23 protein-coding genes, 1 other RNA gene and 1 riboswitch are annotated in these 21,349 nt (G+C 55.5%); of the genes, 4 read left to right on the top strand and 20 right to left on the bottom strand.

Annotated features, from left to right (window positions below; translation table 11 throughout):
- Positions 1-11: 11 nt before the first annotated feature.
- The 13 genes from fliGL to rsmI form a co-directional block, all read right to left on the bottom strand.
- Positions 12-1,040, bottom strand: a complete 1,029-nt coding sequence (fliGL, locus tag I6L34_RS08785; protein ID WP_005336238.1) for a lateral flagellar motor switch protein FliGL — start codon at positions 1,038-1,040, stop codon at positions 12-14.
- On the bottom strand, positions 1,027-2,775 hold the full coding sequence (gene fliFL / locus I6L34_RS08790; RefSeq protein ID WP_216956907.1) for a lateral flagellar M-ring protein FliFL: 1,749 nt from the start codon (positions 2,773-2,775) through the stop codon (positions 1,027-1,029). Before fliFL ends, fliGL begins: the two co-directional genes overlap by 14 nt.
- Positions 2,776-2,792: 17 nt before the next feature.
- The gene (gene lfiE, locus I6L34_RS08795) at positions 2,793-3,119 is read right to left on the bottom strand and encodes a lateral flagellar hook-basal body complex protein LfiE (RefSeq protein ID WP_005336241.1); all 327 of its coding nucleotides are present in this window, start codon (positions 3,117-3,119) and stop codon (positions 2,793-2,795) included.
- A 3-nt stretch (positions 3,120-3,122) separates the two neighbouring features.
- Positions 3,123-4,505 carry a lateral flagellar response regulator transcription factor LafK gene (gene lafK / locus I6L34_RS08800; RefSeq protein ID WP_050498460.1) on the bottom strand — a complete coding sequence of 461 codons (1,383 nt, stop codon included), beginning with the start codon at positions 4,503-4,505 and terminating at the stop codon, positions 3,123-3,125.
- Between the two features lie 136 nt (positions 4,506-4,641).
- Positions 4,642-4,729, bottom strand: a riboswitch (cyclic di-GMP riboswitch).
- A gap of 191 nt (positions 4,730-4,920) precedes the next feature.
- A complete protein-coding gene (lfhA, locus tag I6L34_RS08805) occupies positions 4,921-6,996 on the bottom strand; it encodes a lateral flagellar biosynthesis protein LfhA (protein WP_058058627.1) in 2,076 nt (691 codons plus the stop codon).
- A 3-nt stretch (positions 6,997-6,999) separates the two neighbouring features.
- Positions 7,000-8,136, bottom strand: a complete 1,137-nt coding sequence (flhB, locus tag I6L34_RS08810) for a flagellar biosynthesis protein FlhB (RefSeq protein WP_019444827.1) — start codon at positions 8,134-8,136, stop codon at positions 7,000-7,002.
- Positions 8,133-8,915, bottom strand: a complete 783-nt coding sequence (gene lfiR, locus I6L34_RS08815) for a lateral flagellar biosynthetic protein LfiR (RefSeq protein ID WP_058057532.1) — start codon at positions 8,913-8,915, stop codon at positions 8,133-8,135. The genes flhB and lfiR overlap by 4 nt, the downstream gene beginning before the upstream one ends.
- Positions 8,912-9,181 (bottom strand): flagellar biosynthesis protein FliQ, encoded by a 270-nt coding sequence (gene fliQ / locus I6L34_RS08820; RefSeq protein WP_005336246.1) that lies wholly within the window; start codon positions 9,179-9,181, stop codon positions 8,912-8,914. Before fliQ ends, lfiR begins: the two co-directional genes overlap by 4 nt.
- Position 9,182: 1 nt before the next feature.
- Positions 9,183-9,917: a flagellar type III secretion system pore protein FliP gene (fliP, locus tag I6L34_RS08825; RefSeq protein ID WP_005336248.1), complete on the bottom strand. Its 735-nt coding sequence runs from the start codon at positions 9,915-9,917 to the stop codon at positions 9,183-9,185.
- On the bottom strand, positions 9,917-10,294 hold the full coding sequence (gene lfiN / locus I6L34_RS08830) for a lateral flagellar motor switch protein LfiN (protein WP_019444828.1): 378 nt from the start codon (positions 10,292-10,294) through the stop codon (positions 9,917-9,919). The genes fliP and lfiN overlap by 1 nt, the downstream gene beginning before the upstream one ends.
- 8 nt (positions 10,295-10,302) lie before the next feature.
- Positions 10,303-11,175 carry a lateral flagellar motor switch protein LfiM gene (gene lfiM / locus I6L34_RS08835; RefSeq protein ID WP_181497028.1) on the bottom strand — a complete coding sequence of 291 codons (873 nt, stop codon included), beginning with the start codon at positions 11,173-11,175 and terminating at the stop codon, positions 10,303-10,305.
- A 227-nt stretch (positions 11,176-11,402) separates the two neighbouring features.
- An RNA gene (gene rnpB, locus I6L34_RS08840) (RNase P RNA component class A) lies at positions 11,403-11,789 on the bottom strand.
- A gap of 157 nt (positions 11,790-11,946) precedes the next feature.
- Positions 11,947-12,780, bottom strand: a complete 834-nt coding sequence (gene rsmI, locus I6L34_RS08845; protein WP_019444830.1) for a 16S rRNA (cytidine(1402)-2'-O)-methyltransferase — start codon at positions 12,778-12,780, stop codon at positions 11,947-11,949.
- A 199-nt stretch (positions 12,781-12,979) separates the two neighbouring features.
- Here rsmI and I6L34_RS08850 point away from each other — a divergent pair, with 199 nt between their 5' ends.
- From I6L34_RS08850 to dolP, 4 genes are read left to right on the top strand one after another with little or no spacing between them, the layout of a single operon-like run.
- Positions 12,980-14,767 carry a penicillin-binding protein activator gene (locus I6L34_RS08850; RefSeq protein ID WP_254202949.1) on the top strand — a complete coding sequence of 596 codons (1,788 nt, stop codon included), beginning with the start codon at positions 12,980-12,982 and terminating at the stop codon, positions 14,765-14,767.
- Entirely contained in the window at positions 14,709-15,080 is a 372-nt protein-coding gene (locus I6L34_RS08855) for a YraN family protein (RefSeq protein ID WP_005341723.1), read from the top strand. The genes I6L34_RS08850 and I6L34_RS08855 overlap by 59 nt, the downstream gene beginning before the upstream one ends.
- A 9-nt stretch (positions 15,081-15,089) precedes the next feature.
- Positions 15,090-15,680, top strand: a complete 591-nt coding sequence (locus I6L34_RS08860) for an SIS domain-containing protein (protein WP_005336275.1) — start codon at positions 15,090-15,092, stop codon at positions 15,678-15,680.
- Between the two features lie 4 nt (positions 15,681-15,684).
- Entirely contained in the window at positions 15,685-16,263 is a 579-nt protein-coding gene (gene dolP, locus I6L34_RS08865) for a division/outer membrane stress-associated lipid-binding lipoprotein (protein WP_005336277.1), read from the top strand.
- 43 nt (positions 16,264-16,306) lie between these two features.
- Here dolP and I6L34_RS08870 read toward each other — a convergent pair whose 3' ends face one another.
- The 7 genes from I6L34_RS08870 to rplM form a co-directional block, all read right to left on the bottom strand.
- A complete protein-coding gene (locus I6L34_RS08870; protein ID WP_005336278.1) occupies positions 16,307-16,732 on the bottom strand; it encodes a ClpXP protease specificity-enhancing factor in 426 nt (141 codons plus the stop codon).
- Positions 16,729-17,358, bottom strand: coding sequence for a stringent starvation protein SspA (gene sspA / locus I6L34_RS08875; RefSeq protein WP_005336279.1), 630 nt, complete (start codon positions 17,356-17,358; stop codon positions 16,729-16,731). The genes I6L34_RS08870 and sspA overlap by 4 nt, the downstream gene beginning before the upstream one ends.
- Positions 17,359-17,445: 87 nt before the next feature.
- Positions 17,446-18,180: a cytochrome c1 gene (locus I6L34_RS08880; RefSeq protein ID WP_216956617.1), complete on the bottom strand. Its 735-nt coding sequence runs from the start codon at positions 18,178-18,180 to the stop codon at positions 17,446-17,448.
- On the bottom strand, positions 18,177-19,394 hold the full coding sequence (locus I6L34_RS08885; protein ID WP_040068842.1) for a cytochrome bc complex cytochrome b subunit: 1,218 nt from the start codon (positions 19,392-19,394) through the stop codon (positions 18,177-18,179). The genes I6L34_RS08880 and I6L34_RS08885 overlap by 4 nt, the downstream gene beginning before the upstream one ends.
- Positions 19,395-19,396: 2 nt before the next feature.
- On the bottom strand, positions 19,397-19,987 hold the full coding sequence (petA, locus tag I6L34_RS08890; protein WP_005336284.1) for a ubiquinol-cytochrome c reductase iron-sulfur subunit: 591 nt from the start codon (positions 19,985-19,987) through the stop codon (positions 19,397-19,399).
- A 295-nt stretch (positions 19,988-20,282) separates the two neighbouring features.
- On the bottom strand, positions 20,283-20,675 hold the full coding sequence (rpsI, locus tag I6L34_RS08895) for a 30S ribosomal protein S9 (RefSeq protein WP_005336286.1): 393 nt from the start codon (positions 20,673-20,675) through the stop codon (positions 20,283-20,285).
- Positions 20,676-20,690: 15 nt separating this feature from the next.
- Positions 20,691-21,119, bottom strand: a complete 429-nt coding sequence (gene rplM, locus I6L34_RS08900) for a 50S ribosomal protein L13 (protein WP_005336289.1) — start codon at positions 21,117-21,119, stop codon at positions 20,691-20,693.
- Positions 21,120-21,349 lie beyond the last annotated feature (230 nt).

Raw genomic sequence — 21,349 nt, forward strand, 5'->3', positions numbered from 1 at the left:
AATGCCTCCTTTTAACTGACGGTGGGCTCTTCGAACAGCTGGAACTCGATCTCGCCCTGCTCCACCAACTCGCGGACCAGTTGCATGACCTCTTCCCTTGCCTGCTCGACCTTGCGCAAAGAGACACTGCCCTGGTTCTGGATCTGATCGTCCAGCGCCTGAGCCATCCGCTTCGGCATGGCACCCAACACCACCTTGCGGAAGCTGGTTTCGGTGTTCTTGAGAGCCAATGCCAGCAATTCGCTGGGCAGCTCCTGTACCAAACGTTGCAAGGTGTCGTCGCTCTGACGGCGCAACGCCATGAAATCGAACATGTTCTTCTCGATCTCCAGCGCCATGTCACCGTCGTGTTCGCGCAACAGGGAGAGCATCTGCTCCTTGTCACCCTGATAACGGTTGAGAATATCGGCTACCTGCCGCACCCCGTTTACCTTGGCACCGGATTGATCCGCCACGTAGGTGAGACAGCGATCCAGTGTCAGCCTGAGTTCGCCCAGCACATGTTCACTGACACTGCTGAGACTGGCGACGCGCACCAGCAAATCGTCATGCACCGAGCCGGGCAAGGCATCAAGCACGGCGGACGCAGTCTGGGGCGGCAGGAAGGCCAGCAGCACAGCCTGCATCTGGGGATGCTCGTTGCGGAAGAAACGGGCAAGCACATCGGCAGGTACCCACTGCAGACGCTGGATATCCTGGCTCATCACATCGCCGTACAGACTGTCGAGCAGACTACGGGAGAGTCGTTGCCCCAGAGCAAGATCGAGCGTCTGTTCCAGATACTCCCGTGAAGCGCTGCCAATTCCGCTCTGCTCACGGTAGTGATTGAAGAACTGCTGCAACGTCCACTTTGCCTCCATCGAACTGACGCCAGAGAGAGAGGCCATCTTGGAAATCAAACGCTGCACCTCGTCGCGGGAGAGCTTTTGCATCACCTTGGCCGCAGATTCGGTCCCCATGCTCAGCAACAAGATGGCGGCCTTCTCAAGGTTGTCGATATCGATATCAACGGCACTCTGATTCAAGTTAACGCTGTTCATTGCCACTCACCCATGATCTGACAACCTCCGCCACCCGGGCGGTATCTTTTTCAACCAGCAACTGCAAATGCTTGAGCTGAACCTCCAGCTCGGATCCCGGTTCCGGCAACGACTCCATATCGAGTGATGAGAACTGGGGCTCCATCTTGTTGTCAGTACGGATCAGACTATTTGAAAGAGCAGACGTCAGCTGGGGATCATCGTCATCCCTGCGCATGGACAATCCGACTGTGGGCTCCAGCTCCTCCTCAGTCTCACCCATTTCCATATCAGGCTGTTGCTGGGTACGAACCAGATGTTTCACCAACGGACGAATACCGAAGAAGACCAGCGTCAGGCCAAGCAAACCACCGACCAGATAACGCAAGGAGTCTTGCCAGTAAGGGGTCTCCCACCAGCTGGATTCGGGAGCGGCTACTTGTACTGCACCATTGAAATCGAAGGCCTGCAGACTAATCTGATCGCCACGTGACTCATCGAAACCGACAGCACGCTCTACCATTTGACGGATCTGTTCCAGTTGCTCGGTACTCCAGCCACCTTTCGGAGCAATCTGCTGGTTAAGCAGAATGGATACGTTAATTCGTTCCAGACGTCCCTGCTGGTAACGTGTGTGCACTATGGTGCGACTGTTTTCGTACTGCTTGCTGACTTCCTGACGCTCGGTACGAGTGTCATTCTGTTGTGTAGCTGTATTGGCATTTGCATTGTCTTTGTCAGCACCAGCCTTTTCATCCTTTGCCGCGGTTTCAGGCGGGCGGTTTGATAACGCCCCCGGGATCCCCATCGCCAGCGCATCGATGGTCTTGTCTGACTTGTTCGACTCGCGAGTCACCACCCCTTGCGGATCGAGCTGCTGCTGGGTCTCTTCGACAGCGTTAAAGTTAACGTCTGCCGCAATCTGTACCTTGAAATTGGTGCTGCCCAACATTGGATAGAGCATGTCGTTGGCACGCTGACGGATGTATTGTTCCAGCTTGCGGACATACTCCATCTGTTGAACGCTCTGCTTGCCAAAACCGACCTTGTCCCCCAGCTCTGCGCTGAGCAGCTGGCCAGATTGGTCCACCACGGTCACGGCACCAGGTTTCATTCCGGAAATACTGCCCGCCACCAGATTGGCAATCGCCTCGACCTGACCCGCTTCGATGGATTGGCCCGGTTGCATATCGAGCATTACCGACGCGCTGGGTTTCTCCTCATCGCGCCCCACGAACAACGTGCGCTTCGGAATAGCAAGATGAACACGGGCACTGCGTACGGCATCGAGGGCTATGATGGTGCGGGCCAGCTCCCCTTCCAGGGCATGACGATAACGCGCCCCTTCCATGAATTCGCTGGTACCCAATCCGGTTACGTTGTCCAGCCCTTCCAAGCCAGACGGCATGGCTGCACGCACCCCTCGTGCAGCAAGCGCCATCCGGACATGAGCAAGCTGGTTTTCAGGAACCAGTACCTGACCAGTACTCTTTTCCAGACGGAAAGGCACCTGCTCTTTCTCCAGCATCTCCATGATGTTGGCGGTATCGTATAGCTCCTGTTTGCCATACAGGGGCACATAGTTTTTGCTGGAGGTCCACAGGATAACGACTATGGTACCGGCCACAATGGCAGCCAGCAGAGCAATGGTCAGGATCGATTTGTTGTCACGGGAGAGGGTACGCCAGTTGCGTAATCCCTCTTGTAGCCTGATTTTGAGCGAATCAGGGGCTGCCCCCTGAGGAGACGTTACCAGTTCAGTCATCTGTTACCTCAGAGCGGCATGCGCATAATGTCATCAAAACCGGTCATCAGCTTGTTGCGAACCTGCATCAAGGCTGAAAAACTCAAGCCGGCTTTTTGACTCGCCACCATGGCGCCCACCAGATCATCGCTCTGCCCGGCATCGACCGATGCCATTAATTTTGACGCGACATTCTGCTGTTCATTGACGCGCCCGACCACATCCCGCATGGCATCGGTAAATGATGCTCCCGACAGATCATTGGATTCGATAGAAGGGGTCTGGCTTGCGACACGCTGCATCTCCTGCATCTGCTGCAGTAGTGTCACTTGTGATGACATCATCTGAATCTTCACTCTTTATCCCTCTGCTTGAATCTGCTGTTCAATATCAATGCCTTGCTCACGCATCGCCGCAAGCTTGTAGCGCAATGCCCGGGTTGTCATGCCCAGTGCATCGGCTGTGCGGGTACGATGGCCACGAAAGCGGCGCAAGGTCTCTAATACAAATTGGAACTCGGCATGCCGCCGGGTTTCACTCAAACCCTCCGGAACATGCCACCCCCCTGATTCAACCATTTCTGGCTCTGCCGCACAGTGTGGCAGCATCAGATCGACCGCTTGAATATGCAAACCACGCGCCATAATTAATGACCGTTGAATGACATTATCCAGCTCTCGTACATTTCCTGGCCATTCATATGACAGCAATAGCTGACAGGCACGTTCACTCAGGCGATAGCCCCGCTGGGATGCATAACGTTCAATAAAGTAGTTGGCCAGCGGAATAATATCGTCAGGGCGCTCCCGCAATGCGGGCCAATTCATCGGCAATACATCCAGACGATAGAAAAGGTCTTCACGAAACAGTCCATCGGCAACCAGTTTGCGCAGATCTTTATTGCTGGCGGCAATGATTCGAACATCAAGAGCAATCGTTTGATTGCTGCCAAGTCGCTCAACTTCTTTTTCTTGCAGCACCCGTAATAATTTTGCCTGCAAGTTCAAAGGGAGCTCTGATATTTCATCCAGCAACAAGGTTCCGCCCTGTGCCAACTCAAATTTGCCGGGCTGGGCAGAAACAGCACCGGTAAATGCACCTTTATTGTGGCCAAAAAGAATTGACTCAAGCATTGCCTCAGGAATGGCTGCACAATTAATCGCCAAAAATGGTTTTTCCGCTCTGGCAGACATTTCGTGAATATAACGGGCTAACCGCTCTTTACCGGTTCCTGACTCACCACCAATCAGAATGGTGGCAGAGGTTTTGGCTGCTCGTCGGGCCAGTTGCAACACCTGCAGGCTCATGGGAGAAACGGCGATAAGATTGGGGATTGCCTGACGAAGGCGTAAAGCACCACGGACAGCATCGAGCAATTGCTGGGGGCAGAAGGGTTTGACTATATAGTCGATAGCTCCGGCACACATGGCCTCAGCAGCAATGGCTGCCTGATGTTCATTGACAATGATGACACAATCGAGACCATTAAATTCACGCAGAATACGCGGCCCGAGCTCGGTCATGGCATCCATATCGAGCAGGATCAAATTGACATTATCATCAGCGATAATGCCCTTTGATTGTTTAACAGAATTTACACTTGATACCCTGAATCCCTCTGTGGACAAGGCCTGTTTGACATCATTTTCAGCCGTTAATACTGGCTGTATCAATAATATATGTGGTGTGGAACTGCGACTACACACCCCGACTGTTGTATTTATGGATAATCCCGAAAACATAGAAGTCTGACACCTGTTACAGTGGATAGAACAATCAATAAAAATGGAGAGTCAGACACAAAGACGCTGTACAAAATCACACCAAAAACGGCGTGATTTTGTTTAGAGATGGTATCAAGGATATGTCCAGATACACCTTGGTAACCCCGCTGTCATTAGCTTTCCTGCTGTTAGACCGGAGGCTTTGCGTCCTGACTTTTCAGTTCAGTTTGCCCTTATCATGTGATAGTCCGGAACCGGACGACACGGCCAGAATGTTCAATTGACCGTGAAGTAACACATTGTATTGTCTTTTTTGTTATTTATATTGCACACATTGCTGCGTCAAATTTCGCCACATAATATAGTATTCATACGGCAATTCAAGCCAAATGCGGAAAAATCACTTCCCTTTAGGGTATTAATTAAGCACATATCAACCCAGCGTACCAATTACTTCCACACGTAACTCTTCCGGTATTTCGTTATAAGAAAGCACTTTGAGTCCCTTTGAAAATGATCGGGCATAACGGGCTATTAATGGTCTCAGTTGCGGCATAACAACCAACACAGGGGCATGTCCCAAATGCTGCAACTGCTCCTTCACCAACGGCATATTTTGCTGCAATTGGGCCAGCAGTTGTGGATCAACCGGGAAGCTGTCCAGCTGGATTTTGCCCTGCTGTTGTGACTGATTCATTGCAGCCAGCAATGTCTGCTCAAGGCGATCATCCAGCGTAAACGTAGCCAGCACATCGCGATTACCAATGGCCTGCCGTACAATCTGGCGCTTCAAGGCACAGCGCACATCGGATGCCAGCAAGACAGGGTCTTTGGTCAGCTCGCTCGCATCCAGCAGCGTCGTGGCAACGGTTCGTATATCGGTAAGACTGACCTGCTCCTTTAGCAATTGACGAAACACTCTCAATTGCTGCATCTGGGTCAGCGCCAGATTGAGCTCTTCAGCCAACCGGGGGGACTGACTGGCGAGGTATTGGCCCAGCTTGCCCACTTCATCGTGACCAAACAACGCATCAAGTTGTTCACGCAACAGCTTGCTGGCGTGAGTGGCAATCACGGTGGCCGAATCCACCACCGAGTAACCAAGATTAAGGGCCTTGGCCTTTTGCTCAGGGGAGATCCAGACCGCACTCATGCCGTAGGCTGGGTCCTGGGTCAGCTCGCCATCGAGCGCACCATAAGTCTCACCACTGCTGATGGCCATCAAGCGCTGGCAATCCACATTCCCCATCGCCAACGCGACACCGGACAACTTGATCCGGTACTGATCCGGCTGCAACTGCAGATTGTCGCGCACCCGGATCTCGGGGAGCAGAAAACCGTACTGCTCGGAGAGGGTTTTGCGGATCCCGCGCACCCGGGCAAGTAGTTCAGCCCCTTTATCCGTTTCAGCCAAAGGCACAAGACGATAACCAAGCTCGATGGAGACCGTATCGACCGGCGGCAAATCCTGCCACTCCAGTGCCTGCTGTTCAGGCTGAATCATTTGACGAGTCAGCTCTTGCGCTGCATCCAGATCCGGCACATTGACGGCTCGTTTGCTGACACTCCAGCCAGTCCAGGCCAGTACAGCTGCGAAACTGAGGAATGCGAGCATCGGCATCCCGGGCACCAGACCCAGGATCAGCATGATGGTTGCAGAGGTATAGATAACGCGAGGCGATGCCAGGATCTGCTGACCAACCTGATCAGCCATCTCCCCCTCATCACTGACCCGGGTCACGATAATGGCCGCAGCAGTCGACATCAGCAGGGACGGGATCTGGGCAACCAGACCATCACCAATGGTCAGCAGCGCATAGCGCTGGAAGGCTTCGGCAACTGGCAAGGCATGCTGGAAGATACCGATGGCCAACCCACCCACCAGGTTGATGATCAGCACCAGCATGCCAGCTATCGCGTCACCACGAACGAACTTGGAAGCACCATCCATTGCACCATAGAAGTCCGCCTCGCGCGCGATCTCCTCACGGCGAGCCCTGGCCTGATGCTGATCCATGGTGCCGGCATTCAAGTCGGCATCGATGGCCATCTGCTTGCCGGGCATGGCATCCAGCGTGAAGCGGGCGGATACTTCCGAAATCCGCTCGCCACCCTTGGTGATCACCACAAAGTTGATGATCATCAGGATCACGAAGACCACCAGACCGACGACATAGTTGCCACCGATCACGACTTCACCGAATGCCTGGATGACCTTACCGGCCGCTTCATGCCCTTCATGACCGTGCAGCAACACCACCCGGGTAGAGGCCACGTTCAGCGACAACCGCATCAAGGTGGCCACCAGCAACACGGTTGGGAATACCGAGAAATCTAGTGGTCTGCGGGCCGAGACGGATACCAGCAACACCAGAACCGCCAACACGATGTTGAAGGTAAAGAGCGCATCCAGCAGCCAACCGGGCAGAGGCAGGATCATCATGGCCAGAATGGCCAATAACATCAGCGGAATTGCGGTATAGGATTGGGTGAATACACGCCAGTTCACAACTTACCTCTCAGGTTGACGTAACTCGGGCGGTACATATAACGGGGCAAGAGGGGTCGGTTTCCTCCCCTTGCCTGCCTCATACGCCCTTAACTGCAATACATGGTTCAATACATAGGCAACTGCCGTGTACAGCCCTGCGGGGACTTCCTGATCCACCCTAGTCGAGTGATAGATGGCTCGCGTCAACTCAGGCAAGCTCATCACCATCTTGTCATGCTGCTTGGCAACCTGACGGATACGCTCGGCCATACTGTCGACCCCTTTGGCAATCACGAAAGGGGCATTGGCACGAGTCGCATCATATTTTATTGCCACCGCATAATGGGTCGGGTTAACGATAATCACATCTGCCTGCGGTACCCGCTGTTCGATACGCGCGCGGGCAAGCATTCCCTGTACCTGGCGGATTTTGGCCTTGATCTCGGGACGCCCTTCGCTGTTCTTGTGCTCATCCTTGACCTCTTGTTTGGTCATCCTGAGCTGCTTGTTGAGCGACCAGCGCTGATAGGGCACATCCAGCACGGCAATCAGCATCTGTACACTCCCCAGCAGAATAAATGCCTGGGAGAGGATCCGTAGCGCCTGCTCGAGGGCCGCCTGAGGGGGCATCCGGTTCATCATCAACAAGGAAGGCCATTGATGATTTAACATCAACGCCAGCGTGCCGCCGATCAGCGTCACCTTGAGCAGTGACTTCAGCAACTCCATCAGGCTGTTCTTGGAGAACATGCGCCCCAGCCCCTTCAAAGGGTTCATCTTCTCGCCACTGGGTAGCAGCTTTTTCCAGGTCAACGCCATACCGCCCGGCACTATGCTGAGCAACACCAGCATCAGAGCCAGAAAACCAAACAGGGGCAGCAGCACCCACAGCATGTTTATGAGCGCTTCACCCAACCAATGGATCATCATCTGCGGGTCTCGGGCACCTTGCCAGTCAAAACGCTGCGGGCGCTTCATCAACTCGGCAAAGAACTGGCCAAACCCCGGCACCATCCACTGCATCACCAATCCGCCAAGCAGCAGCAAACCGGCAGAACTGAGCTCTTTTGAGCGGGCGATCTGCCCCTCATCTCTCGCTTTCTGGCGTTTCTGGCTGGAGGCCTCTTCGGTTTTGTCCTGTGCGCTGTTCTGACTCATGCCGGGGTCAAGCCTCGCAGCTGTTCAAGCACATGGGTAACCAAATCCAGATAACGGGAGGGCACACCACTGATGGAGAGCGCCATGGTGAGCAACCCGAGCAACAGGGTCATGGGAAAACCGAGAGAGAAGATATTGAGCGAAGGGGCGGTCCGGTTCATCACCCCGAAGGTCAGGTTAACCATCAACATGGCGACAACGGCAGGCAACGTCAGCAACAGGGCGGCACCGATAGACCAGCCAAACAACCCGATCACACCTTTCATATCGATCAGATCCAGAGATGAACCCGGCGGCCAGCTACGCAGGCTCTGCGCCAGAATATCCAGTACCACCAAGTGGCCATTCAGCCCCAGAAAGAGCAAGGCGCAAAACACCATCATGACCTGACTGATGATGGGGGCAGAATCCCCGTTGACCGGATCATTCATCACCGCCATCGCGAGCCCCATCTGCATGGAGAGGATCTGCCCCGCAGTGGTCATCACCATATAGAGCAGCTGGACACACAGACCAAACAGCAAACCAAACAGCAGCTGCTCCACCGCCAGGACCAGCGCACCGGCACTGAAAGGATCGACAACCGGCATATCCTTCATCATGGGGGCGAGCAGCAGGCTGATAATAAACGCCAGCATCAGGCGAACTTGCGCAGGCACCCGGGTATCCCCAAAGACCGGCATCACCCAGAATGCCATACCGATCCGGATAAACGGCCACCACCACTGTCCCAACCATGCGGTCAGGTCAGCAGCACTGAGGGACAGCAGCGAATTCATCCGATAAACCCGGGAATTTTAAGAAAAAGATCCTGGAACAAGGTGGTTATCTGCGACAACAGCCAGTTACCCGTAAAGATAAGGGTCATCAGAGTCACGATAAAACGGGGAAGAAAACTGAGCGTCTGCTCCTGGATCTGGGTGGCCGCCTGAAAAATACTGACCACCAAACCTACGATCAGGCCCGGTACAATCAGCACCGAGACCATGGTCACCACCAGATTGACCGCGCCACCAACCAGGGCAACGCTCTGCTCAGGGGTCATATCAGCCTCCCCCACCAAAGCTGGCGGCCAGCGTGCCGACGGTCATCGACCAGCCATCGACCAGCACAAACACCATCAGTTTGAAGGGTAACGAGATGATCAGCGGTGAGAGCATCATCATCCCCATCGCCATCAAGACGCTGGCGACCACCAAATCGATCACCAGAAAGGGGATAAACAGCATAAAGCCAATCTGAAATGCGGTATTCAACTCACTCAATACAAACGCGGGCAACAGCACCCCGAAAGGCACATCCTCTTTGGCGACCGTTGTTGGTTCGCCAGAGATGCGCAGCATCTGCTCCAGATCCGGCTCACGGGTCTGGGCCAGCATGAATTTACGCAAGGGTTTTTCTGCCTTGGCGATCCCCTCTGACAGGGTTATTTCATTCTGGTCATAAGGGACAAAGGCATTCTGATACATGTCCGTCCAGACCGGACGCATAATCACCACAGTCAGGATCAGACTGATGCCGATCAGCACCCGGTTGGGAGGGCTCTGCTGCAGACCAAGTGCCTGTCTCAATATGGCCAGCACGATGATGATCCGGGTAAAACTGGTCATCATCAGTAACAAGGTCGGAAGCAGACCCAGCAGGGTCATGAAGAAGAGGATCTGCAACTTGATGTTGTAGTCCTCGCCCCCTGAAGCGCCTGGCGATACCGAGAACAGGGTCATGTCCGCCCCCCAGCCGGGCAGCGAAAATAACAGCAGCGTCAGCAGCAGATAGCGCATCAGTCGTCCATGCCACCCAGCAGGTTGGTATCGATGACATCAACCAGGCGCAAACCATATTTGCCATTCACAACGACGACTTCGCCCTTGGCAAGCAGACGGCCATTCACCCGCACATCCAGCGGTTCGCCCGCCAGCTTGTCCAGCTCAATGACAGCCCCCTCCTCGACGCGCATCAAATCGCCGAGCGGCACTTCGGTACTGGCCACTTCCAGCGTCACCTTGACCGGGATCTGGCGAAAGAAGGAGAGATCCCGTTGTTTGCTGCTACTGGTGGGGGCCAAGTAGTCTGCAGCGCTAGGCATACTGATGTCGTCACCAAACAGTTGATCCAGTCCATCCAGATCCAGCGGATCATTCATATTGTGCTCGCTCATGATTCAATTTACTCCTCTACAACCGTCGCAACCTGATAGACCAGGCTGCCTTTGTGTTCTGCGATTCGTCCACTGAAGCAGGGACGGCTGCCAATCAGCGCTGGCACCACCTCAGGCAAATCCAGTGACAGCACATCACCCACCTTGAGACACTCAAGATCTGCCAGCGTCATGGACAATTGGCCCATCACCACCCGCAGACGAACCGGGACATGAGTCAGAGCCTGTTCCAGCTGACCTTCCGGCAGGGAATGACTGACCTGAGAAATGGACTCCTCGGGGGGAAGCAACCACATCTGCCAGTGATGAGTGCAATTACCTGCCTGCAGGGTTGCCTGCGTGGTCCAGAGCTGACGGTGGGCGATGGAATCACGTGGCACGACATGCAACTGCCACTTCAGATCCCCCAACCCCAGACAAGCACACCAGATATCAACCTGATACTGGCAAAGCCGCAATAACAGCCGCTGTTCGGTATCAGTCAGCCCTTTGCCAGACTGAACATGCTCCTCTTTTTGCTGCAAGGTGCCGCCGAAAAAGAGGACCGCAAGACGATAGATGACCAGAGGTGCGATCGAGAAATAGACGGCGCGCTGTGGTTCAAGCGGACTTCTCGCTTCGACCCAGATATGAGCGTCATCTATCTCTGCCGGACCGGAAAAGGCGAACTCGCCATAATTCAGTTCGCACTCCGCACTATTGAACAGCTGGGCCATACAACTCGCAGCTTGCAGGGAAAATGTGCTCAACTGGCCATTGACCTGCTTCAAACGGGCGTGGTTTAACCGCTCGACACCCAACAGATCATAATGAGGCAGGGTTCTGCCCCGTTCTGCGCTAAGCAGTCGGGAAGGTGTGAGCATTGCGCTGCTTGATGACATTAATAATCCACCTTAACCATTTCATCTCGCCTTACTGCCACAGGGTCGCTCATCAGGCCAGCAGTGTGATAGATACAGACAGTCCAGCCGACGTATATCGACCAAAAAGGGTGAGAACTTTATTACAAATTCCAGAAAGCCGCCATGCAGTGCATCTCGGCGTGAATAATAAAAATCCCGGTGCCGTTAGGCACCGGGATTTTAGCGTGACGGTTCACGCGGAATGAGGTCGGAGTCGGCCTGTAAGCCGGGTTCTGTACCGGGTTGCCCCGGGTAGCAATCATTCCTCTAGGCCAGCAATCGCTCGCTGGCTCAAGCAACCTACCCGCCCCCAACGCGGGCCGCGCCAATAGGGGCCTATTTGGTCTTGCTTCGGGTGGAGTTTACCGTGCCACGAACTGTTACCAGTCGCGCGGTGCGCTCTTACCGCACCCTTTCACCCTTACCTGATCCCTTGCGGGCCATCGGCGGTCTGCTCTCTGTTGCACTGGTCGTAGGCTCACGCCCCCCAGGCGTTACCTGGCACCCTGCCCTGTGAAGCCCGGACTTTCCTCCCCTCCGCCCGTCTGTCCCGAGGGACACAACGACGAAGCAGCGATTGCCCAGCCAACTCCGAGGCGCGGATTATAGCCTTGCGATACGCACGGGGTAAACCGGCAATTCCCGTTTACAGCCATTTATCGCGCTTTGGCCCCCGTTTACATGCTGAATGCTCGCCGGTTCGGGGGATTGCACAGGTCAAAAAGCAGTCTGCCAGCCTATTTCATCGGCTCAATAGTGCTCGAGACCGTATTTATAGAGGGCATTCTTTTTCACGCCGTGGATCTCGGCGGTCAGGGCAGCCGCTTTTTTCAGTGGCAGCTCGGTCACCAGCAGACCCAGAGTACGGATCGCCTCGGCTGGCAGATCTTCTTCATCTTTGGAGGCACCAGCCACGACCAGCACAATCTCGCCGCGGCAGCGGTTGTCATCCTCACCAAGCCAAGTCAGCATTTCAGAGGCTGGCAGACCATGGATCGACTCGAAGGTCTTGGTCAGCTCACGGCACACCACCACCTGACGCTCGCCGAGAATGCGAGCAATCGCTTCCACTGTATCCTGCACACGGCGCGGGGATTCGTAGAACACCAGCGAGCGGGTGTCTTCAATAACGGCTTGCAGGCGATCGTCACGTCCCTTGCTCTTGGCGGGCAGGAAACCCTCAAAGGCAAATCGATCGGTGGGCAGACCGGCCGCGCTCAGAGCGGTGATGGCAGCACAGGGACCGGGCAGCGGCACCACCTTGACCCCGGCTTCACGACAGCGGGTGACCAAGTGATAACCGGGGTCGCTGATGAGCGGGGTGCCGGCATCGGAGACCAGCGCAACACTCTTGCCCTCTTTGATCCGGCCGATCAGCACATCGGCTTTCTGCTGCTCGTTGTGATCGTGCAGGGCGAAGGTCGGCACCGAGATTTGGTAGTGGCTGAGCAGAATACCGGTATGACGGGTATCTTCGGCTGCCACCAGATCGACACTGCGTAAAATGTCCAATGCACGCTGGGTGATGTCCGCCAGATTGCCGATCGGAGTGGGGACTATATACAGGGTTGGGATGTCACTCATGGGATCTCCGAGTGCCCCGACAATTGTGTCGCCATATTGGCCCGTTTACACTATGGGGAACTTCAACACTGGTCGGGGAATGAACTTGAACCGGGTTACAAAGCAGCTAAGTGTATCACGACTCTTCGGCATCATACTCGCGGCAGTACTGCTCGCCGCCTGTGCGTCGGAGCCCAATCAACCGTCAGGGCAGTCAGGCATGCCCTCTGCGTTCTCCAATCTGACCAAGAATGCCCAGTGGTATCTTGAGCAGGTGGATCCGGCCAAGCCGGCCGAGGCTTTTACCTGGCAGATGCTGGCGGCACGCAGCTATCTGGCGCTGGGCCAGGCCAAACCGGCCTCGGCACTGTTCCAGCAATTGCAGAAGCAGGCCAAGGATCCCGTTCAGAAGGCACAGCTGCAACTGCTGCAAGCCCATCTGTTGCTGGCGCAAGGCCACGCCAATCAGGCGCTGATCCTGCTGGAAGGCAAACCCGAGGTAGTGCTGGATGCCGATACCCAGAAGGATTGGTATCGCCAGCGCGTCGTGCTGCAGCTCGACATCAACAACAAGTTTGGCGCAGCCAAGTCGTTGATTGCACTGGAGCCCTACCTCAATCAGAGCGAGCAGGCCACCAACCATCAGCAAATCTGGTCGTTGCTCAAAAGCATGACCCCCTCCACCCTGCAGGCACTGGAAGAAGCACCAGCCCCTGATGTGACCACCGGCTGGTTGCGACTGGCGGCACTGGTCAACGAGTTTGGCGCCCAGCCGAACCTGCTGGCCCGCCAACTGGCAGGCTGGAAGCGCGACTTCCCCAACCATCCAGCCCAGAAAGATATGCCGGCAGGATTGGGCGATCTGGCTGCAACTGCCAGCACCTCGGTGCAACAGATCGCTGTGCTGCTGCCCCTCTCCGGCAATCTGGAGCCGCAGGGCGCCGCCATCCGTAACGGTATGTTGATGTCTTATAAGGAAAATCAAGGGCAATTCACCCTGAACTTCTACGACACCCAGAGCAAGTCGACCAGCGACCTTTATAAGCAGGCGATTCAGGAAGGGGCTGACATGATCATAGGCCCGCTGCTGAAAGACCGGGTCGAGGAGCTGCTCAAGGCCAATCCGACCGTGCCGGTACTGGCACTCAACGAGCTGGACAAGCCGGTCGTCAACGACACCACCTACTACTTCTCCCTCTCTGCCGCCGCAGATGCCGCGCAGGCAGCTCAGTACCTTTACACCCAGGGCTACCGCAAACCGCTGCTGATCGCCGCCCAGGGTCGGATCGGTTACAGCAGTATCAAAGCGTTCGAGCAGAGCTGGGCCACCCTGAGCCAGGATAAGCCGGTGGTTGCCACCTTCGGTGCCCGCAACGAAGTACAGGGGATGGTCAAGAATGCCCTGAGCGGCCGCTCTACCGCCCGTGCTGGCGAGGTAGTGCAACTCTCTGATGCCGCACCACGCAGCATCGATGCCGTTTATGTGGTGGCCAACAGCCTGGAAACCCGGATGATCAAGCCCTACGTGGATGTCTCGGTCAATCCGATGGGCAGCCTGCCCATCTACACCAGCTCCCGTGGCTACGACAGCGCCGCCACCGAGGTCGCCTCCGAGCTCAACGGCATGCATATCGCCGATATGCCGCTGCTGCTGGGCGGCTACGAGAAACAGCGCGAGCAGATCGCCCTGCTCTGGCCGCAGACCCAGGGTGACCTGTTGCGCCTGTTTGCCATGGGCTACGATGCCGTCAGTCTGGCAGAGAACCTGCAGCAGATGCGCAAGGTGGGTGGCATGCAGCAGGCCGGCATGAGCGGTCAGCTGAGCGTGGATGCCCAGGGTAATATCGTGCGGATGCTGAGCTGGGGTACTTACCAGAACGGCAAACTGGTCGACGAGAACGCCGTTCAGCAGCTGGAGGAGCCCTCCAATGAAGGAACTATGGAAACGGATGCGCCAGCAGTTGCCGAGCCTGTTCCCCTCACCAACGAGCAAGGGACAGCACTTTGAACAAGTCGCTGAACGCTGGTTGCAGGCTCAGGGCCTGCAACCGGTAGCTCGCAACTACCGCTGTCGTGGCGGTGAAATAGATCTCATCATGCACCAGGGCCAGACCCTGGTGTTTGTTGAGGTGCGCTACCGGGCCACCGGCAGCCATGGCGGGGCCGCCAGCTCGGTCACCCGCAGCAAACAGCACAAGATCATGCTGGCAGCGCGCCACTATTTGAAGCAACATGCCATCAACGAGGCCAATCAGGCCTGCCGATTCGATGTGATTGCGTTCGAGGGCGACCAGCCAGCCTGGATCCAGAACGCATTTTAAGAGGACCCTATGACTGACCGCATCAAAGAGAACTACACCGAAAGCATCCAGACCAAGATAGCCGCCGCCGAGGCGCTGCCGGATGCCATCCATACTGCAGCCCAGATGATCACCATCTGCCTGCTCAATGGCCACAAGGTGCTGGCATGCGGCAACGGTCCTTCTGCCGCACTGGCGCAACTGTTCATCTCCGAACTGGTCAACTGCTACGAGACCCAGCGCCCCTCCCTGCCCGGCATGGCCCTGACCCCGGACATGGCGACCATCAGCGCCATCGCCACCGATCACGGTTTTGAAGAGGTCTACGCCAAGCAGATCCGCGCGCTGGGCCAGCCTGGCGACATTCTGGTGGTCATCACCACCTCCGGCCACAGCCGCAGCCTGATCAAGGCCGCCGAGGCTGCCCTCTCCCGTGACATGACCATAGTGGTGCTGAGCGGGGGGGACGGTGGCGAAATGGCTGGTCTGCTCGGCCCGAACGATGTGGAGATCCGTGTTCCCTCCGCCCGTCGCCCTCGCATTCTGGAAGTGAACCTGTTGACCCTGCACTGCCTGTGTGATCTCATCGACCAGACACTTTTCCCGCAACAGGAAGATTGAAACCATGAAAAAGCACACTATCCTGCTCGGTCTGCTGGTTAGCACCCTGCTGCTGCAAGGCTGCGCAGCCCTGGTTGTTGGCGGCGCCGCAGGGACTGCCAAGGCCTCTGGCGATCGCCGAACCCTGGGCGCGCAGTGGGATGACCAGACCATAGAGCTGAAAGCGGCCAATCTGCTGGCCGACAACAAACCCCTCAGCGCAGCCAGCAAGATCAGCGTCTACAGCAACAATGGCCGCGTCCTGCTGGTCGGCCAGACACCTTCTGACGTTTACAAGATTGAGGCGGGCAAAATTGTCAGTCGCATCGAAGGGGTTCGCCACGTCTACAACGAATTGCGCATCGGCCAACCTGCCAGTTTCACCACCCGCAGCAATGACTCCTGGATCACCTCCAAGGTGAAAGCCGATATGTTCGGCACCAAGAACTTCGACAGCACCAAGGTCAAGGTGGTCACCGAGAACGGCGAGGTGTTCCTGATTGGTCTGGTGACTCGCCAAGAGGGAGAGCAGGCAGTCAACATCGCCCGCCATGTCACCGGCGTGAAGCGCGTGATCAAGGCCTTCGAGTTCGCCCAGAACTAAGCTCGACCGCACATAAAAAAACGCAGCCAATCGGCTGCGTTTTTTATTTGATCACCTTCAGGGTCGGACGACCGCTTGGACGCGGCGGTTCCGGCTCAGGCTCCACCGGCGCTTCAGCCTGCTCCAGCCAGATATCGTAACCCGGCTCGGGCGGGAACATGGTGCCCACGCCGTTCTCCCGGGCATGGATAGCCAGCACTGCCGCCATCGGGATGTAAACCTGCTGGGAGACGCCGCCAAAGCGGGCACTGAAGCTGATAGCCTCGTTATCCATGTGAAATTGCATCACGGCTCGGGGTGCGATATTCAGTACAATTTGCCCGTCCTGAGCAAACTGCATCGGCACCATCACATGGGGAATGTTGACGTTGACCACCAGATGAGGGGTCAGATCGTTGTCCAGCAACCAGTCAAAGAACGCCCGTAACAAGTACGGGCGGCTCGGTGTCATTGTCGGTTCCATGCTCATACGCCAGCACGGATCTCGCGTTCGGCTTCGGTCAGGGAAGCCTGGAAGGACTCACGCTCGAACAGACGAACCATGTAGGCCTTCAGCTCTTTGGCACCACGACCGGTCAGGTCGATGCCAAGGCTCGGCAGACGCCACAGCAGCGGTGCCATGTAGCAATCCACCAGACCGAACTCTTCGCTCATGAAATAGGGCATTTCACCGAAGATCGGCGCGATGGCCAGCAGGTTGTCACGCAGTTCGTTGCGTGCCGCTTCAGCATCGGTACCGGCCATGATCTTGTCGGCCAGGGAGTACCAGTCCAGCTCGATGCGGTGCATCATCAGACGGCTGTTACCGCGGGCAACCGGGTAAACAGGCATCAGGGGCGGATGCGGGAAGCGCTCATCCAGATACTCCATGATGATGCGCGAGGTGTAGAGCGCCAGCTCACGATCAACCAGGGTCGGTACAGAGTTGTACGGGTTCAGCTCGGCCAGCTCATCCGGCAGATTGGCTGGATCAACCTGGCAGATATCCACGCTAACACCCTTCTCCGCCAGGACAATACGCACCTGATGGCTGAACATATCGTTGGCACCGGAAAACAGCGTCATTACCGAACGCTTATTGGCAGCTACAGCCATTGAACCCTCCCGTCATTAAAAAGCAGAAACGGCAATGAAGCATCTTGGTCTTCATTGCCGTGCATTATATTACCCGTATCTGGTCGCTTAGTGAACGTCGCGCCAGAATTCCTTCTTCAACAGCACAGTGAAGATGAAGAAGATCACGATGAAACCAAGCACCCAGAAGCCCATGCGTTCACGCTCCTGTTGTACCGGTTCAGCCGAGTAGACCAAGAAGTTTACCAGATCCAGTACCGTCTGATCATACTCTTCGTCATCCATTTCACCATTACCGTCAGATTTGATGCTGACAACCTGCTGGGTCTCGACTCCATCGACCGTGTGAGTGACGAACTCGGCACGGGGGGTTCCCTGCAACGGTTCCAACACATGAGGCATGCCCACAGACGGGAACACCACATTATTCACCCCAAACGGACGAGTCGGATCCACGTAAAAAGAACGCAGATAGGTGTAAATCCAGTCCGCACCACGTACCCGGGCAACCAGAGTCAGATCCGGAGGGGGAGCACCAAACCACTTGGCGGCATCCTTCTCGGACATGGCGCTCTTCATCAGATCACCCACTTTGGCGCCAGTGAAGATGAGGCTCTCCTTCATCAGCTCCTCGGGGATCTCCAGATCGGCAGCAACCCGGTTGTAGCGTTGATACTGGGTAGAGTGGCAGCCTGCACAATAGTTCATGAAGGTGGCAGCTCCACGTTGCAGGGATGCCTTGTCGCTCAGATCATAATTGGCTTTGTCCAGATGCACGGCCCCAGCATTGGCAAACACCAGTGATGGCAGCAGGGTCAGCACTGCAAATATTATTTTTTTCATTTAAATGTAACCCTCTCCGGCAGCGGCTTGGTGCGTTCGTTTTTGCTGTAGAAGAACAACAGCACGAAGAAACCGAAATAACCCAAGGTACAAATCTGGGCAACCAGCGTCAGGGTCGGCGTCGACGGCAGTACACCCAGCACCCCCAGGATGATAAAGCAGACCACGAACTGGGCGATGTTAAGCTTGTGTAGCTTGCTGCGATAGCGAACAGAACGCACCTTGCAGCGATCCAGCCAAGGCAGCAGGAACAACACCACAATAGAGAGGCCCATCATGATGACGCCAAGCAGCTTGTCAGGTACCGCACGCAGAATCGCGTAGAAGGGGGTGAAGTACCACACAGGCGCGATGTGAGCAGGAGTCTTCAGGCCGTTGGCCACTTCAAAGTTCGGCTTCTCGAGGAAGTAACCCCACATATCCGGCTTGAAGAAAATAATGGCGCAGAAGAAGAACAGGAAGCCCGCCACACCGATCATGTCCTTGACGGTGAAATAAGGGTGAAACGCCACCGCATCCAGCGGCCAGCCGTTCTCGTCCTTGTGCTTCTTGATGTCGATACCATCCGGGTTGTTGGAACCCACTTCGTGCAGCGCCAGAATATGCATGGCAACCAGCATCACCAGCACCAGCGGCAACGCGATGACGTGCAGCGCGAAGAAGCGGTTCAGGGTCGCACCGGAGATCACGTAGTCACCGCGGATCCACAAGGTCAGATCGTCACCGATGACCGGAATGGCGCCAAACAGCGAGATGATGACCTGGGCACCCCAGAATGACATCTGGCCCCAGGGCAACAAGTAGCCCATAAAGGCTTCCGCCATCAGCACCAGGAAGATCAGCATGCCGAAGATCCACAGCAGTTCACGAGGCTTCTGATAAGAGCCATAGATCATGCCGCGGAACATGTGCATGTAGACCACGATGAAGAATGCAGACGCGCCGGTTGAGTGCATGTAACGCAGCAGCCAGCCGTACTCCACATCGCGCATGATGTACTCCACGGAGGCAAACGCACCTTCCGCGGAGGGGTTGTAGTTCATGGTCAGCCAGATACCGGTGATGATCTGGTTAACCAGCACCAGCATGGCCAGCGAGCCGAAGAAGTACCAGAAGTTCAGATTCTTCGGTGCCGGATACTTGGCCATGTGGTCGTTGTACATGGCCGTGAGCGGAAATCGATAATCGATCCAGCCCATCAGTTTACTCAACATGGTCAGGCCTCCTTGCCATCGGCACCGACCTGGATGGTGGTGTCATTAATGAATTGATAGGGCGGAATGACCAGGTTCAGCGGTGCAGGCACCCCCTGGAACACACGGCCGGCCATGTCGAACTTGGAGCCATGGCACGGGCAGAAGAAGCCGGACGTAACGCCCTGCACCTGCTCGCCAAAGCTGTCAGGCAGATAGGAAGGTGAACACCCCAAGTGGGTGCAAATACCGACCGCGACAAAAATTTCGGGCTTGATCGATCTGTACCCGTTATGGGCATAGTCAGGCTGCTGCGGCTCTTCAGATGAGGGATCCCGCAGCTTGTCATCATGTGCAGCCAAGGCATCCAGCGTCTGTTTGGTGCGTTTCACCACCCAGACAGGCTTGCCTCGCCACTCGACACGGATGAGCTGACCCGGTTCCAACTTGCTGATATCGACTTCAACCGGCGCACCGGCTGCTTTGGCCTTGGCGCTCGGATTCCATGACTTTATAAACGGCACTGCGGTAAACGCAGCTCCTACCCCACCAACGGCAACCGTTGACCAGGTAAGAAATCTGCGGCGACCGGTATCAACTGGCGCATTGCTCATCCAAAAACTCTCCCATGTGGACTCCGCACATTCTTATAGTGTCCCTGTTCCCCATTTTTCCCGTGACAACAGCGGCGGAAGCTGGATTTACAATTGCCACAGAAAACAGGGGAAATTTTAAAGAAAAGATAACAACTTGACAAGAAAGAGCGGTGAGCAATGAAAACAATAAAGAAACAATTTTTTGTCTTTTGTGACGCGTGGTTAGCATTGATGTCGGTAATATTACCAATAAAAAAAGCCTGGCGGTTGCCAGGCTTTTTTGACACTCGAAAGAGTGAGTACCAAAAGCGAATTAACGCTTGGAGTACTGCGGACGCTTACGAGCTTTGTGCAGACCGACTTTCTTACGCTCAACCTTACGGGCATCACGAGTAACAAAGCCAGCTTTACGCAGTTCGGAACGCAGGGTTTCGTCGTACTGCATCAGAGCACGAGTGATACCGTGGCGGATCGCACCAGCTTGACCGGAGATGCCACCACCGTTAACGGTGATGTACAGGTCCAGTTTCTCGGTCATCTCAACCAGTTCCAGCGGCTGACGAACTACCATGCGGGCAGTCGGACGGCCGAAGTACTGCTCCAGGGAGCGCTGGTTGATTACGATCTTGCCGCTACCCGCTTTGATAAATACGCGAGCAGTGGAGCTTTTGCGACGGCCGGTACCGTAGTATTGATTTTCTGCCATGTTGCCAGTTCCCGATTAGATATCCAGTACTTGAGGTTGCTGAGCAGCATGAGCATGCTCGGCGCCTGCGTAAACTTTCAGTTTACGGAACATGGCACGGCCCAGAGGACCTTTCGGCAGCATGCCTTTGACGGCTGCTTCGATTACCATTTCCGGTTTACGCTGAATCAGCTTGTCGAAGCTGATTGACTTGATACCACCCGGGAAACCGGAGTGAGCGTGGTACATTTTGTCGGTAAATTTCTTACCGGTTACGTGTACCTTCTCAGCGTTTACAACGATGATGTAATCACCGGTGTCAACGTGCGGAGTGTACTCAGCTTTGTGCTTACCACGCAGACGAGCAGCGATCTCGGTTGCGATACGACCCAGAGTTTTACCTTCTGCGTCCACAATGTACCAGTCACGTTTTACGGTTTCTGGCTTGGCAACGAAAGTTTTCATTAAGTTAAACCCAATTACCTGTTACAGACCCAATTGCTTATGGGGGCTCTCCCACAAACAACAAACGATGGCCTACCTGTACCCCTTCGAATACAAGTAAAGCTTAAAGTGTTGCTGTCTTATCGACAGCTGTAACGTGGGCCGGGCGATTATAAGTGAAGTTGCCTTAAATATCACCTGCTAATTTCACTGCCATGAAACCAGCAAATGTCGCCCGGCCCTACCTGCCG

Source organism: Aeromonas sp. FDAARGOS 1404 (assembly GCF_019047085.1).
Lineage (GTDB): Bacteria > Pseudomonadota > Gammaproteobacteria > Enterobacterales > Aeromonadaceae > Aeromonas > Aeromonas veronii.